This is a genomic window from Variimorphobacter sp. HTMS_6 (genome assembly GCF_059717775.1).
On record NZ_AP046094.1, the window covers coordinates 237,442 to 253,152 of the forward strand.

Annotated in this window: 15 protein-coding genes; all 15 read left to right on the top strand. The window is 37.0% G+C overall.

Annotated elements, in window-relative coordinates:
* The first annotated feature begins 15 nt into the window (after positions 1-15).
* The 15 genes from AC6IWN_RS01090 (at position 16) to manA (ending at position 15,482) form a co-directional block, all read left to right on the top strand.
* Positions 16-1,779 carry an ABC transporter ATP-binding protein gene (locus AC6IWN_RS01090; protein WP_497990216.1) on the top strand — a complete coding sequence of 588 codons (1,764 nt, stop codon included), beginning with the start codon at positions 16-18 and terminating at the stop codon, positions 1,777-1,779.
* A 56-nt stretch (positions 1,780-1,835) separates the two neighbouring features.
* Positions 1,836-2,117 carry a PqqD family protein gene (locus AC6IWN_RS01095; protein WP_497990218.1) on the top strand — a complete coding sequence of 94 codons (282 nt, stop codon included), beginning with the start codon at positions 1,836-1,838 and terminating at the stop codon, positions 2,115-2,117.
* 20 nt (positions 2,118-2,137) lie between these two features.
* Positions 2,138-3,265 (top strand): radical SAM protein, encoded by a 1,128-nt coding sequence (locus tag AC6IWN_RS01100; RefSeq protein WP_497990220.1) that lies wholly within the window; start codon positions 2,138-2,140, stop codon positions 3,263-3,265.
* A complete protein-coding gene (locus AC6IWN_RS01105; protein WP_497990222.1) occupies positions 3,252-3,584 on the top strand; it encodes a hypothetical protein in 333 nt (110 codons plus the stop codon). Before AC6IWN_RS01100 ends, AC6IWN_RS01105 begins: the two co-directional genes overlap by 14 nt.
* 3 nt (positions 3,585-3,587) lie before the next feature.
* Positions 3,588-4,511: a hypothetical protein gene (locus AC6IWN_RS01110; RefSeq protein ID WP_497990224.1), complete on the top strand. Its 924-nt coding sequence runs from the start codon at positions 3,588-3,590 to the stop codon at positions 4,509-4,511.
* Positions 4,512-4,532: 21 nt separating this feature from the next.
* Positions 4,533-5,030 (top strand): S24/S26 family peptidase, encoded by a 498-nt coding sequence (locus AC6IWN_RS01115; RefSeq protein ID WP_497990226.1) that lies wholly within the window; start codon positions 4,533-4,535, stop codon positions 5,028-5,030.
* The gene (locus AC6IWN_RS01120; RefSeq protein WP_497990228.1) at positions 5,023-6,285 is read left to right on the top strand and encodes a nucleotidyltransferase domain-containing protein; all 1,263 of its coding nucleotides are present in this window, start codon (positions 5,023-5,025) and stop codon (positions 6,283-6,285) included. The genes AC6IWN_RS01115 and AC6IWN_RS01120 overlap by 8 nt, the downstream gene beginning before the upstream one ends.
* Before the next feature lie 18 nt (positions 6,286-6,303).
* Entirely contained in the window at positions 6,304-7,065 is a 762-nt protein-coding gene (locus tag AC6IWN_RS01125; RefSeq protein WP_497990230.1) for a tyrosine-protein phosphatase, read from the top strand.
* Between the two features lie 28 nt (positions 7,066-7,093).
* The gene (locus AC6IWN_RS01130; RefSeq protein ID WP_497990231.1) at positions 7,094-7,966 is read left to right on the top strand and encodes a hypothetical protein; all 873 of its coding nucleotides are present in this window, start codon (positions 7,094-7,096) and stop codon (positions 7,964-7,966) included.
* Positions 7,967-7,975: 9 nt separating this feature from the next.
* Complete coding sequence (locus AC6IWN_RS01135; protein WP_497990233.1) at positions 7,976-9,406, top strand: polysaccharide biosynthesis tyrosine autokinase; 1,431 nt, start codon at positions 7,976-7,978, stop codon at positions 9,404-9,406.
* A 103-nt stretch (positions 9,407-9,509) separates the two neighbouring features.
* Complete coding sequence (locus AC6IWN_RS01140; protein WP_497990235.1) at positions 9,510-10,976, top strand: tyrosine-protein kinase domain-containing protein; 1,467 nt, start codon at positions 9,510-9,512, stop codon at positions 10,974-10,976.
* 155 nt (positions 10,977-11,131) lie between these two features.
* Positions 11,132-12,217 carry an LCP family protein gene (locus tag AC6IWN_RS01145; RefSeq protein WP_497990237.1) on the top strand — a complete coding sequence of 362 codons (1,086 nt, stop codon included), beginning with the start codon at positions 11,132-11,134 and terminating at the stop codon, positions 12,215-12,217.
* Between the two features lie 66 nt (positions 12,218-12,283).
* Positions 12,284-12,661 carry a RidA family protein gene (locus tag AC6IWN_RS01150; protein ID WP_497990239.1) on the top strand — a complete coding sequence of 126 codons (378 nt, stop codon included), beginning with the start codon at positions 12,284-12,286 and terminating at the stop codon, positions 12,659-12,661.
* Positions 12,662-12,782: 121 nt separating this feature from the next.
* Positions 12,783-14,291 (top strand): methyl-accepting chemotaxis protein, encoded by a 1,509-nt coding sequence (locus AC6IWN_RS01155; RefSeq protein WP_497990241.1) that lies wholly within the window; start codon positions 12,783-12,785, stop codon positions 14,289-14,291.
* A 255-nt stretch (positions 14,292-14,546) separates the two neighbouring features.
* Positions 14,547-15,482 carry a mannose-6-phosphate isomerase, class I gene (manA, locus tag AC6IWN_RS01160; RefSeq protein ID WP_497990243.1) on the top strand — a complete coding sequence of 312 codons (936 nt, stop codon included), beginning with the start codon at positions 14,547-14,549 and terminating at the stop codon, positions 15,480-15,482.
* Positions 15,483-15,711 lie beyond the last annotated feature (229 nt).

The following is a 15,711-nucleotide window of genomic DNA, read 5'->3' on the forward strand; positions in this document are numbered from 1 at the left end:
ATTATGGGGTATATCATGAAATCGTTTATTAAGAAGCTTCAAAATAAAACCGACCAGCTGTCCTTGCCTGAGATATGGCAGGAAATCAAATGGATGTTTCGATACATCAAAAAATACAAGCTGGCGTTAATTTACTACATAGGAATGGGAGCGTTAGGGACTGTAATCGGTTTATCCAGTAGCGTTGCTTCCAAATATTTAATCGATGCGGTAACCGGACATCAAACATCAAATCTGGCATTTATCATTACGTTTATTAGTTTTACAGCTTTAGGTGGAATTGCAATCGGGGCCGCAACAAGCAGAATATCAACAAAGATAAATCTTAGAATAAACAATGAAATCCAGGAAGATATCTATAATCAGATATTAATGGTGGATTGGGAGGCCTTATCTGGCTTTCATAGCGGGGATTTATTAAACCGTCTAAACGGTGATACAAAAACAGTGGCAGACAGTGTAATCGGTTGGCTTCCAACACTGATTACAAACTTAATACAATTTGCAGGTACCTTAATCATCATACTCTATTATGATGCAACGATGGCTGTCATTGCTTTATTAAGTGCCCCGGTAACCTTATTAATGTCCAGAATATTAGTAGGGCGTATGAGGAGCTACAACAAGAAAATGAGGCAAGTCAGCAGCGAGATGATGGCGTTCAATGAGGAATCCTTTCAAAATGTTCTTACAATAAAGTCCTTTGATTTGGTGGGTTTTTTTGTAGAAAGACTTAGGAATATTCAAAAACATTATACAAAAACAGCATTGGAGTTTAATAAGTTTTCAATATTTACTTCCAGCTTTATGTCCATCATTGGAATTATTGTAGCCTATGCTACCTTCGGTTGGGGAGTATTTCGACTATGGAGCGGGAGTATTACATATGGAACCATGACCTTGTTTTTACAGCTATCAGGAAGTTTGTCAACCGGATTTTCGTCATTGGTGGGAATGATTCCGTCAGCACTGGGAGCTGCGACTTCAGCCGGACGAATTATGGAGATTGTTAGTCTACATAAAGAAAAAGCAACGGATGGAGATTTGGTGAAGCAGATCGAAGAAAATACAGTAGGAGATGGGCTCACCGTTCAGATCTCTCATGCAGATATCAATTATGCCGGTAAGGATAGCATTCTTAGAAATGTGAATATTAAGGTAAAGCCAAAACAAATTGCAGCAATTATTGGTCCTTCCGGAGAAGGAAAGACAACTTTGATCCGTGTATTGCTTGGTTTGTTAAAAACCACATCAGGAGATGCAAAGATTATAGATTCGCATGGATTGGAAAGCGGAATATCAATGGCAACCAGAAAGTTTTTCTCCTATGTACCTCAGGGAAATACCATATTCTCTGGAACAATAGCTTACAATATGCGAATGGTAAAGCCGGACGCAACGGATGAGGAGATCATCTTGGCGTTAAAAGCTGCCTGTGCATATGACTTTATTGAAGAATTACCCGATGGCATAAATGCAGAGATAGGAGAAAAGGGAGGAGGATTTTCCGAAGGGCAGTCGCAGAGAATCGCAATTGCCAGAGCATTGCTTCGGGGAGCTCCGATTCTTTTACTGGATGAAGCGACGTCAGCGCTAGATATTGAGACGGAAAAGAAAGTATTAGAGAACATTATTGCATATGGAAAAAATCATTCCTGTATTCTTACCACACATAGAGAAAGTGTATTGGTTATGTGTGATAAGATTTATAAAATAAATGACTCGCAGGTAAATGAGTGCGAGGAAGAATTCATCACTGATCTGGCATCCAGTTATTAATATAGGAATGTTAAATTATAGAAAAGAGAAATAAAGGAGAAATAAAGGAGAGGAACATGAGGATTAAGGATGGATTTATATTACGAAAGATTGCTGGTAGTGACATGGTTGTTCCAGTAGGGCAAAATATCGCAGATTTTAACGGTATTATAACATTAAACGGAACTGCGGCATTTCTTTGGAAAATACTGAAAGAGGGATCGCGACCTTCCATTATGGCAGAGCTACTGATGAAGTATTATGATGTCACGAAAGAGGTTGCGACTAAGGATACAGAAGATTTTGTAAATCAGCTGAAAGAAGCAAAGATACTGGAATGTGATGAAGATGAGGTGTAGGGGTGAAGGAAGAATATAGTATGAGATACCCGTTAAACGGTACCTTAGAATTGACCGCCAGATGCAACTTATGCTGTAAGATGTGCTTCATTCGCATTGATAGCAAACGGATGGCGGAGCTCGGAGGAAGAGAGCGAACTACCGACGAGTGGATTCATATGGCGAAAGAAATCCAGGAAGCAGGAACAGGAGCATTACTCCTGACCGGTGGTGAACCGATGCTGCGACCGGACTTTATAAAGATTTATAAGGCGATAGCACAAATGGGCTTTATGCTTACGCTTTATACAAATGCAACGCTTATTACGGATGAGATTATGGAGGTTTTTAGGGAGTTTCCGCCGCACAGTATTGGAATAACGGTATATGGAGCTTCTCCTGAAACATATGAAAAAGTAACAGGAAGTGCAAAAGCATACGATAAGATGTTGGAGGGAGTTGATAAGTTAAAGCAGTTACCATCATCCATAAGCTTTCGGACAACAATGATTCAAGATAATCTGTATGATTTGAATGCCATGATTAAATGGGCTTATAGCTTGGAAAGACAGATTAGCTTTCATGTTGCTAGAATTGTTACGAAGGCAGTACGAGGAGGAGTAGCTGATGTAGCCGCATGCCGATTGACTCCGAAGCAAAGTATGGAGTTGATGCAATATACAACGGAGGAATTTATCATAAAGCCTTTTGCGAAAGCAATATTGGAAAGTTCGGACGAACCAATAGATGAGTATAACATAAGTGGGAGCATGGAAGACAGTAATCCGGAGTGTCACAGAGATAAGTCAACGTTATATGGATGTAGTGCAGGAATGACATCTTATACGATCACATGGGACGGAAAATTGAATCCATGCCAGATGATGGACGATTGTTGGACATTACCATTTGAGGAAGGATTTCAAAATGCATGGGATAGATTGCCGACTTTGGTTAATCGACCTACATTGCCTCCGGAATGCATCAATTGTGAAATTCCATGTTGTTCATGTACAGCGACTAGAATTGCTGAGACAGGAGAGATATCCGGAGTCCCCCAATATTTATGTGCTGAAGGTAAATTGATACGGAAGATGGAAGAAAAAATAGATGTAGAGCTCCAACAGATCATAAAGAGAAAGGAAAGTGTTGTAAATGGAGAAATATGAAGTACCAACAATGAAGTTTGAACAAGTAACATTTTTTGAAAGGATAGCATGCGATGATTGCTGGAAGGATGGAACGCTGAGTTTTGATAACCCTTTTGATGATTATGGGCAGCACCCTTCTCATACAAAAACACCTATAAGTATTAAAACAAAAGATGGTTGTAATGAAATTGATAAGCTTAATGCACTAAAGCAAATAAAAAATTATTATACATCTATTGGTGATAAACACCATCTTCTTTATACAAAATATATATTTGAAAACGTTGCCCTCGGATCTATGTCGACATCAAGTATGAGAGGAATCGGTCACAGTTAAAAAATGAGAGTACAATTACTATCGAATAATCAACTGCATATTAAAGTAGGTAAATATTTAATTAATGTGGAAAACAAACATTCTGGAGCAGAGTCTTATTATATGCCGGAGCTCACAAAAAAATTTATTGTAGACAATATTTCTAATGATTTAGTTTTGTTAAGTGAGTACATAATTCAATGCAATAACGATTTTGTGGAGCCAAATATAAATCCGGTTCAACGTTTTGATAAGGGTGCTTATCCATTAGTGATATATCAAACCGATATGGATGAGTATATTTGGATTCGTAAGAATGATGAGTTTCAGGTTATATTAGTATACCGCATATCGGAAGAGTGGAGTAAATGGGAATTATTATTAGATAAGCATGATTCAAAGTTTCGAAAGAGTTTTGAAGAATTAGCATATATCTTTGCTTTTTCCTTATTAAAAAAAGGCGGGATATTATTTCACGGTGTTTCAATGGAGTGGAGAGAGATTGGAATCGTTGTATGCGCGCATTCCGGTGTGGGAAAAACAACTCATACCACTATGTGGAAGGAACATGAGAATGCCCTTATACTCGACGGTGACAGAGCTATTTGTTATGAGGAGGAGCATTCTTGGTATACCTATGGAGCACCATGGTGCGGATCATCATATGAATGCATGAATAAAAGGGCTCCATTGAAAGCGTTCGTTATATTGGAACAATCACCGGTGAATGAAGTGACCTTGCTGCATCCCCTAAAGGGGGCAATCGAATTATTTCAGTTGGCTTTTGCACCGGATTGGGAAAGCGGGCTTATGAATACGGCGCTTGACTTGATTGATGTAATTGTTCAAAATGTTCCGGTTTATAAATTGAAGTGTAGACCGGATTTGGATTCAGTCGAAGTGTTAAAGGAAGAACTACAAAAGTTATTACCGATATGTAATTTTTAGTAGTTGAAAGTGATGGATAGTATGGATAAAAAATTAGTATCAACTCATGAAATAATTCCCCTGATTCAAGATATCTTGAGTCGGGGGAATAAGGTAAGGTTTACGGTGAGTGGGTCAAGTATGCTTCCATGGATCGTGGGTAATCGGGATCAGGTAATCGTTGAGGGAGTAAGTAGTGATGCTATAAAAAAAGGTGATATCATTCTATTTGAGAATAATGAGGGTGAATATATACTCCATCGTATTATTAAAATTCGAAGCGAACAATGCCTTACACTAGGGGATTCCTGTTTGTTGACCGATGGCTGGGTCGCTAAGCCTGATATTATTGGCATGGTTAAAGTGATATACCGCAAGAATATGGTGATTCATTGTGATTCCTTCCTTTGGAGATCTGTATTTTATGTATGGAGAGTGATGAGACCCTTTCGGAAGCATATGCTCAAGATTTATTTTTTACTAATTAGATTAAATAATAAGCGCAGGAACCTTCAGAGTATTAGGAGTAAATATGAATGAAACAGTAAAGCAGATGTTGGATTTATTATCAATATCAATGGGTACGAAAGAGAGCTTGGAGGGATACGAGGAATATGATTTTAACTACCTATATTATTTATCAGAAATCCATACTATAGTACCGATGATTTTCGTAGCTTTAGAAAATACCAACTTATGTAGATTTATGAGTTCGGATGAGATTTTATTATGGAAGGACAGGGCAATTAGTGAAAGCCTTAGGCAATTATATCGAACTGATCGGTTTCTCGAGTTATATGATAAATTCAATCAGGCAGGAATGGAAGTTGTTGTGGTAAAAGGCATAATAATTAGATCTATTTACCCGGATCAGTATTACCGAAGGTCAAATGATGAGGATTTATATATTAAAAAAGTGGATTTTCATAAGGTGGATCAGATTTTAAAAGAATACGGCTATACATGTGACAAGCCGGTTAACGCCTATGGACGACTTATACAGCATATCGTTTATCGAAATGGGGATGGAGAAATTATCGAGTTACATACTGATTTGTTTAATCCAGAGGAAACTGTGTTCGGTCATCTAAACAGTTTGTTTCATGATGTATTTGAAGATAGTAAGGGCGTAATGATTAATGAGGTAGATGTGAAAACATTATCTCATAATAAGCATTTATTATTTTTGATTTTGCATTCCATGAAACATTTTATGCACAGTGGATTTGGAATTCGTCAACTCTGCGATATTGTTATGTATTGCAATACATATGGGCTTGAGATTCATTGGGAATGGATATGGAAACAGCTAAATAAAATTGAAGCCTCGCTATATTTCTTGAATTTGATTGATATTGGCACGAGTTATCTCGGGTTAAAGAAAGAATGTATTATGGTACCGGAGATGTTTGAAAAGATCGCAGTTCACCCTGAGGCACTTCTTGAGGATATTATATCATCCGGGATATATGGAAATACAAATATGGAAGTAACAAATTCCAGGCTTATTACAATTCAGGCTGCAATGGATGATAAGAGAAATAAAAAATCAGGAGAGAAATATTTACGGAAGATGCTATTTCCAAACCGGGATTATATGAGCATTTATTATACTTATTGTGGGAAGTATCCTATCTTTCTTCCGATAGCCTGGATCCACAGGGTATTAGTTAATTTAACAAAATTAATACATCTTGGGAAGTTTATCAAGAATATTAATGGCAGTGTTACAGTAGGAAAGCGGCGGATGGAACTATTAAAAGAGTATGGCATTATTGCAAGTCATTCATCATAGAAAGGCAGGGCAATAGATATGATTGATATACATGCACATATCCTACCGGGTATTGATGATGGAGCAAATTCGTTTGAGACATCAATACGAATGGCCAAAATGGCTGCAGATTGTGGTGTGGATAGAATGATTGTAACACCTCACTGTAATGTAGAGGATTTATATGAAAATTATTTTAGTGACGAACAGACCAAGTTGTTGAATGATTTAGAAAATAAACTAAAGGAGAAGCACATCAATTTGAAGCTGGCACCCGGAATGGAGGTCTATGCAACGGAGGATGTTCCGGACTTGATACACCAAGGGAAGTTAATTACACTAAATCATTCCAGATATCTATTGATGGAATTTGATTTTCACGAGGATGGGGCATTAATTGATTATTTGTTAAGGGAGATATCAAGCCAGGGATTACATCCCATTATTGCTCACCCGGAGCGCTATCCCTATGTTCAGAATAATCCGTCTATTGTTTTAGAGTGGATCTATCAGGGATGCTCCCTGCAAGTTAACAAAGGAAGTATTTTAGGCGGCTTTGGTCAGAGAGCGTGCAATACTTCGCATTATTTGTTAAATCAAAATCTGGTCTCTCTTGTAGCGAGTGATGCGCATGGAGTTGACCGGCGTACTACATATCTGTCAGAAGTATATCAGTATATTGCATTTCAATATTCTCAGGAATATGCAGATATTCTTTTAAATGAAAATCCGAAAAGAGTTTTGGAGGACATGGATTTAATTAATCAAAGGCCGATTAGTGGCAGGTTAAAATACCATTAATTATTATAAGCAGAAGAAGGAGTCTGTTATGAAGATACTAAGAATAGTAAGTGTGATATTATTCGCATTGTCAATGTTGGTATTTGCGGGTTTTAAAGGTTATCAGATGAAAACGCAGGATAACGATGTGCCGGCAATTCAATGTGATAGTGATAGTATTACGTTAAGCACAAAGGCACCAACAAAAGATATGCTTAAGGGAGTTACAGCATACGATAAGAAAGATGGAGATGTTACCAAATCTCTTGTGGTTGAAAGTATATCTAATATGGATTTGGACGGTTCAAGAACGATTACCTATGCGGCCTTTGATTCGGATAAGCATGTTGCAAGGCAAACGAGGATGTTGAAGTACAGTGATTATGAACCTCCTCATTTTAGTTTGTCAAGGCCATTATTATTTAACATAGGGGATATGAATTTATCTGAGAATATGACAGCTCAGGACAAGATCGATGGTGACCTGACTGATAAGATAAAATATATAGCGGATGACAATACGATCGGTATCAAAGAGGGTAAATACTTAATTGAATTTCAGGTGACAAACAGTGCAGGACAAACTACATTTTTACCGGCTAATGTGGAGTTTTCTTATCCTGATTCAATGAAGAACACATTAGTGGATATACAATTATCAAATTACATTATATACATAAAAAAAGGTTCAAACTTTAGTGCGAAAGATTATATTAAATCCGCCTCAGTAAATGGCGAAAAGTATGAGTTCTCTAAGAAACAATCCTCTAACGGAGCAGTAAATATGATTTCCAAGGACGATATTTCGGTGAAATCTGATGTGAATGCAACAAAAGTAGGAGTTTACAATGTGGACTATACACTGACGACGAAAGATGGCTTAAGCGGAAACACTAAACTAATAGTTGTTGTGGAAGAATAGGAGAAAAGAATGTCGAATTTAAATCATAATAGCCAAGATGATGAACTTCAAATTGATGTATTAGATATCGCTCGTAGTCTACTTAGGGATTTATGGGTGGTTATTATCTTCGGTCTGACTGTGGCGATGGTCACTTATGTTACTACGAATATTCTTTATAAACCAATGTATTCAACGAAGGCCACTTTCGTTGTAACTTCAAAAGGACAGGACAACACGTTTCAAAATCTAGATGCCGCATCTACGGTGGCAACCAGCTTAACTAAGATATTTGACAGTAATGTACTAAAGAAAAAGGTCGCGAAAGATATTGGTACGGATAAGGTGGAGGGTACGATTTTGGCTTTGGTTGTTCCGGAAACTGATTTATTAGAGCTGTCAGTAACTTCAAAAGAACCGGATATGGCTTATCACATCATCTCCTCTATTATGAAGAATTATACCGCTGTCACAGACTCCATGTATGGAAGTGCTATTTTAGATCTAATGGAATCACCCGTAGTACCTACGAATCCAAGCAATGTTCTTGATAATTCGAAGAATTTTAAGATATCCTTTCTGATTGGGGCAGCTGCAATGATACTGCTCTTGTCAGTCCTGTCAATAACTAGGGATAATGTAAAAAATGAAAAAGAAGTAACAAAAAAATTAGATACAAAGCTATTTGGTGTGGTTAATCATGAAAAGAAGTATAAGACCTGGAGAGCCAGACTTCATAGAAGAAAGAAGAGTATTCTATTATCCAGCCCAACGGTGAGCTTTACCTTTGCGGAAAGTTTCAAAAAGATGAGAGCAAAGTTTGAATACAAGGCTTCTTTAAAATCCAATAAAGTATTATTGATTACCAGTGTGATGGAGAATGAAGGGAAATCAACGATAGCAGTAAATTTGGCGTTGGCATTGGCACAAAAATCAGAGTATGTTTTGATAATTGACGGAGATCTAAGTAAGCCTGCCGTACATAAAATAATGCAAAAGAGAGTGGATGAAGAGCATGAAATCGGGAATAACATGCTTCAAAACACAACATTTGAGGAGATAGTATCCTTTGATGAGGATCATGGATTATACATGGCTCTTGGGAGTAAAAGATATGATAATTCTGCGGATATGTTAACCAAAGAATCCTTTAAAACTTTTATCGAAGTAGCCAGAAAAGTGATGGATTATATTATAATCGATGCTCCACCCTTATCCGTATCAGCAGAAGCGGAAATATTAGCAGATCTGGCGGACACTTCATTATTAGTTGTACGACAGGGTAAGGCAAGAACCGGGTTTATCAATGATGCAATTGATATATTAAGCAACAGTGGCTCGGAATTACTTGGTTGTGTGTATAATGATGTCCGTAAGCTATCGATTGGACAAAAGCAAGGATACGGTGATTCATACACCTACCAGAGTTATTATCAAAAAACAGATAAATCAACCGCATAACTTGCTTCCCTTTCAAAATAACAATCAACTGGGATACGAAAAGATTAAATAGTGTGTATGAAGTGGCCTTACTCTAATCTCATACTCAGAAGCGGAGGTAATGATGAAAGATTACGATAATAGTATGGAAGAAAGCGAGAACGTGATTGATTTATATGTTCTATTTGGTGATCTTCTGAAAGGAATCAAACGTTTATGGTGGATTATGATTCTTCTGATATTGATAACAGCTGGTATATCCTGCTATATGGAATATAAAAACTATGCCCCTTATTATACTGCCAGTGCAACTTTTACGGTTAGCCTGACTTCGGATACAAAGGATACCTCTATGCTTGAGGAAAACACGAAGGCGACCCTAATGTCAAAGACATTTCCCTATATTATAACGAATGGTATCTTGAAGGATATTGTAAGAAAGGATTTGGGACTGGATTATATATCGGAGGATATAACGGCAGAGAATATTGAGAACACCAATCTATTTACCATAAATGTTGTATCGGATCATGCACAGAGAGCGCATGATGTGCTTCAGTCCGTTATAAAAAATTATCCTAAGTTAGCGGAGCCGGTGGTGGGGAGTACTCATCTAACAATGCTTGATCAAACAGGGGTTCCGGGCGCACCTGATAATAAAAAGGATTATAAACGAAGTTTGGTAAAAGGAGCGATACCGGGAGCTGTTGTGGGGTTAATCCTTCTTTTGGCTTATGCCTTTACCAGAAGAACCATTCATAAAGAAGAGGATTTGACGAAATTAACGAGTTTGAAGAACCTGGGCTTGTTACCAGAGGTAGTGTTTAAAAAAAGAGGAAAGAAATCATATAAAATTGTTTCGATTCAAAATGATAAAGTTACACCTTGGTACAAGGAATGTATCTATAAGATAAGAACCAGAGTGGAAAAAGCGATGAATAATCACTCTATGAAGTCAGTTCTTGTCACCAGTGCATTAAGTGGGGAAGGAAAAAGCACATTCGCCTTTAATTTAGCACTTGCAATTGCAGAGCAGGAGAAGAAGGTAGTACTGGTAGATTGTGATTTGCATAAACCTTCGATCTATAAGATGGCATCACTTCAGTATGAGGCAACTGGACTGGAGAAGGTACTATGTGAAGAGGCAGAGCTTTCTGATGCTCTTCAATATAGTGAGGAGAATAAAATAACGGTTCTTGCTGCCTTTACCTCAGTTGCAAATGCCAGTGAGATAATCGGTTCGAACAAGATGGAGGAGATTTTAAAGCAGCTGGAGGAGATGTTTGATGTAATTATTATTGATACAGCTCCCTCTGCTGTAGTATCCGATACTTCAGTTCTATCAAGATTTGTGGATGGGTTGATCTATGTAGTAAAGCAGGATTATGCCAAAGTAAACCAAATCTTGGAGAGTCTTGAAAGTCTGTCTGAGAGCAGTAATATTGAGATGATTGGAAGTGTCATCAATGGGGCTAAGTCGGGAATCAGTGGTTATGGATACAGCGGCGGCTACGGTTATGGTTATGGTAGGTATGGAAGTGAGAGACGTAAATCAAAAAATAAGATGGAATTAGATTTTAATAAGGATTGATTACATATGTTTTACGTTTTGTGACATAAGTTTTACATTTTATGTTATGGTATTGCAAAAATTTTCTAATATCATTATAATGGTTGGATACTTAAACTATGATTGAATGATAGGTACAATAAGCCATTATCATAGTTAGAAAAGAGAGGTAAAGAATGGGAACTTCAAAGAAGATACAAACAAAGAAAAAAATGACAAGGAAAAAGAAGCTTATTATAGCTGGTATTGCTATCGTTTCAACAATTCTGGTGGTGGTATTGACCATACTACTGGTATTTCATATATATTATGGAAAAATGAATGTTGTAACAAATAAAGACCCGGTTCCGACAATTACGGATGATGAATTAGCACCGGAGCCAGAGGATTCGGAGGGACCGGATTCGTCACAAGAAGACATTAATAACGCAGAAAATGGAAGTAAAATCCCGATGATGTCGTCTAAGGATGTATTTAACGTACTCTTGATTGGTATTGATTCGAGACAGGATGATAGCAGAGGCAGATCCGATTCGATGATATTGGTTTCAATTAATAAAAAAACCAAAAAGATTATAGCAACATCTATTATGAGAGATAGTTTTGTTCAAATTGATGGACATAAGAATAATAGAATTAATGCAGCGTTTGCCTTTGGAGGAGCAGATTTATTAATTAAAACGATTGAAGGAAACTTTAAGGTTAAGGTTGACCGTTATGCATATATTAATTTCTTTTCCTTTATTGATATCGTAGATTCCGTAGGTGGTGTAACGCTCGATGTATCAAAGAAAGAGATTCCTGTAATCAATAAATATATTCTTGAGATTAACAAGTTAACAAATCAACCGGAGACATCAGGTTATTTAACAAAACCTGGTAAATTGACACTAAGTGGTAAGCAAGCCTTGGGATATTCCAGAAATCGATATGTCGGAAATTCTGACTTTGAACGGACTGCAAGACAAAGAAGAGTATTGGAGCAGATCTATATTAAGGCAAAATCTCTTAATGTATTACAGCTGAATAAGCTGTTGAACAAAATATTGCCGGATGTTACTACGAATCTATCAGAAGGGGAAATGCTATCGTATGTATTTGGTGCTCCAACCTATTTGAAGTACGATGTGGAACAATTCCGTATTCCGATGGATGGTGCATATAAGGGGTTAAGAGTTAGGGGTATGTCCGTACTTGGAATTGATTTTGACAAGAATGTTATTGCGCTGCAAAATAAAATTTATGGAAAAAGTAATAATTAACCTGACGTATTGCCATTTTTAATGATTATGATTATAATGAGTGAAAAGTTGATATGGAGGTAGATTATGTTTAAGGTAATCCAAACAGATAAGGCACCGGCTGCAATCGGACCTTATTCACAAGCATTAATACATGGAAATATGTTATTCGCATCCGGCCAGATTCCGATTAATCCGGAGAGCGGTGATATCGTAGAGGGCGGCATTAAAGAGCAAGCGACTCAGGTTATGAAAAATATATCTGCAATTTTAGATGAAGCAGGAATTTCATTTAAAAATGTAATAAAAACCACTTGTTTCCTTAAGAGTATGGATGACTTCGTTGCCTTTAACGAGGTGTATGCAGAATATTTCATAGGAAAACCGGCAAGATCCTGTGTTGCTGCACAGAAGTTGCCTAAGGATGTACTTTGCGAAGTAGAAATCATAGCAATCATTGAATAAGTGATTAGAACAATTTTTTTGCATTGACAATGTACAGCTTGTATTTTATATTAATATCAGGCAGTGAGGCTTAAACTCACTGCCTTTTTGTATTTTTACGGATGAGGAACGGAGGAGTTTTATGGGAAAAAAACAGGATTTGAATAGAATGACCACGGAAGCATTAGAATTAATTAAAAACACACATCAATTGGTTAGCGGTAATTTGGATATTTCTATTAACTCTAAGGAATATTCACTATTAGGAGATCTGGCAGAGGATATCAATCAAATTAGCGCAACGTTTAATGATTATATTAATGAAATTGCTCATATATTAGCACATTTGTCAGCTGGCAATATGACCGTTAATTCTTCAAACAACCTTAATTATCAAGGTGACTTTGTACCAATTAAGAATGCACTTCATAAAATACGATATTCTTTAAATCATTCCTTTGAAGAGATTAATCATTTGACTTACGAGATAGATTTATTATGCAGTCAGGTAGATGCAGGGGCTACTCAGACGGCGCTAAATGCGACGGAACAGGCCGGATTAATTAATGATTTAACGGAAACAGTGTACGGGATAACGGAGCAGACCTCAGATAATGCGAAGAATGCGCATATGGCATCTAGCAGTGTTGGTGAGATTAAGAAAGAAGCACAAGAAGGTACAGCATATATGGGTGAGATGTTAGAATCTATCCAGAAGGTACAGCAATCTTCTCAGGATATATCGGAAGTGGTAACATTAATTAGTGGATTGGCAGAACAGACCAAGTTACTTTCACTTAATGCAGCGATAGAAGCAGCTCGTGCTGGTGATTCCGGTAAGGGTTTTTCAGTGGTTGCAAGTGAGATTAAAAAACTGGCTGATAAAAGTGCTGAAGCAGTAAAAGAGACGACATCTCTAATCAATAATAGCATTCAAACTGCGGATGAAAGCGTGGAAATCGCATATAAAACCGCAGAAAGCTTCAAGAGTATAAACAAGTCCATTAAAAATGTAAGTAATCTATGTGAAAATATTGCTGAGGTTTCTGAAGTTCAAGCAAATAGCCTAAAAGATACTTCTACGATTATAACGGATATATCCGGTGTTGTTCAAAATAATGCAGCTTTTGCAGAAGAAAACAGTGCATTAGCCACCAATTTGTCTGAACTATCTGCTGATTTGAAGAAAATCATGTCAAACTATCGATTAGAAAGTCAGGGAAGCTGTAATGTACAAAATAATGGCATTGAATCGATTAATTCAGTATTTTTAAAGAAACTATTTGATCAATTAAAGAGAACCTCCGGCCAAAATCACGTAGATGAAGTTTTAGAAGAAGCAATCCAAAACCAAAAGGATTTTGAGTGCTTATATCTGATTGATTCAGAAGGATATCAACTAAGTCATACAATTATGAATCCGGATATCATGATAGAGAACGATGAAAACTTTAAACCGGCGATGCCTGGCGATAATCACTCTGCGAAAAAGTATTTTAGAGAGGCAATCAAGAATAAAGATAAGTGGTATTCTTCGCTCGAATACATCTCCACTGCAACTGGTGGACTATGCAAGACCTTGTCCTACGCAGTTGAGAATAATGACGGGCAATATCATGTGATTTGTATAGACGTAATTATTAGATTTTAGATGAGTTAGTGAGATTAAGGAGAAACTACATAAAAAATCAATATAGGGCTGTAGCAAAGCAATTAATCAACAAAATTAATGCTGTATTACCATATTACACTGTTTGTAAGAATATGTATTAGGCAATATAACATGATTCAAGTTGATAATTTGTTTTACCACAGCCCTATTGATTCAATATTGACAATTAGTACTATTCATCATAGAATCAGAAAAGTGAGTTAATGTTGAATTTAACAGATATAAGGGGATTCCATGAGAGAAATCATATATTTAAAGCCAGAATTTAAATCCATGATATGGGGTGGGAGTAAACTCTCCACTGATTTTGGTTATGATATTCCGAATGACCATACAGGGGAATGTTGGGCAATCAGTGCTCATAAGAATGGAGACTGTTCGGTTAAAGCCGGACGTTATCAGGGTAAGAAATTAAGTTGGTTATGGGATAACCACCGCGAGTTATTCGGTAATATGGAGGGAGAAGTATTTCCCTTGTTAGTTAAAATCATTGATGCGAAGGATGATTTAAGTATTCAGGTACATCCGGATGATTCGTATGCAAAGCAGAAGGAATCCGGAGCATTAGGCAAGACGGAATGCTGGTATGTTCTGGATTGTGAGCAAGATGCAGAAATCATAATCGGTCATAACGCGAAAGATAAGCAGGAACTGAGAGAGATGATTGATTCGGACAAGTGGAAAGAGCTAATTCGGGTTCGACCGGTATCTACGGGAGATTTTTTTCAAATAGAGCCTGGAACTGTTCATGCCATAAAAAATGGAACATTAATTTTAGAGACGCAGCAAAACAGCGATATCACATATCGTTTATATGATTACGGTAGATTAGAGCAAGGACAACAAAGAGAGCTTCATATCGAGAAGAGCTTGGATGTAATACAATGCCCGCATACGGATGTGGAGTTCGTTGGGAAAGATATAGTGACCAAGAATTATCAAATAACAGAGTTGATTCAATGTGACTATTACACGGTAGAAAAACTCATTCTCCATGGTGATGCGGAATTTATACAAGATCAAAAGTTCAGGAATTTCACTGTAATTAACGGACAAGGTTTGATCGATGAACATCAAATAAAAAAGGGGGATAGCTTTATCCTTCCTGCTAATTACGGACAATATCGACTATTCGGCGAGATGGAAATTATCTTGTCATATCCACAATAACGAACATTTGTAATGTAGTGGAGCCTTCATAAATTAAATTGTTTATTAAACTCCTGACTAAAAAAGGGATGTTGCAAAATAATAATTCTATTACGGAACAATATTAAATGCCTCACACACAGTTGTCTTCCATACAGTGTGGTATGGCAATATAACATTATTCCTACAAATTATTTATTTTGCTACATCCCATTTTCATAGCCAAAATGTGATAATCACCCTAATCTTT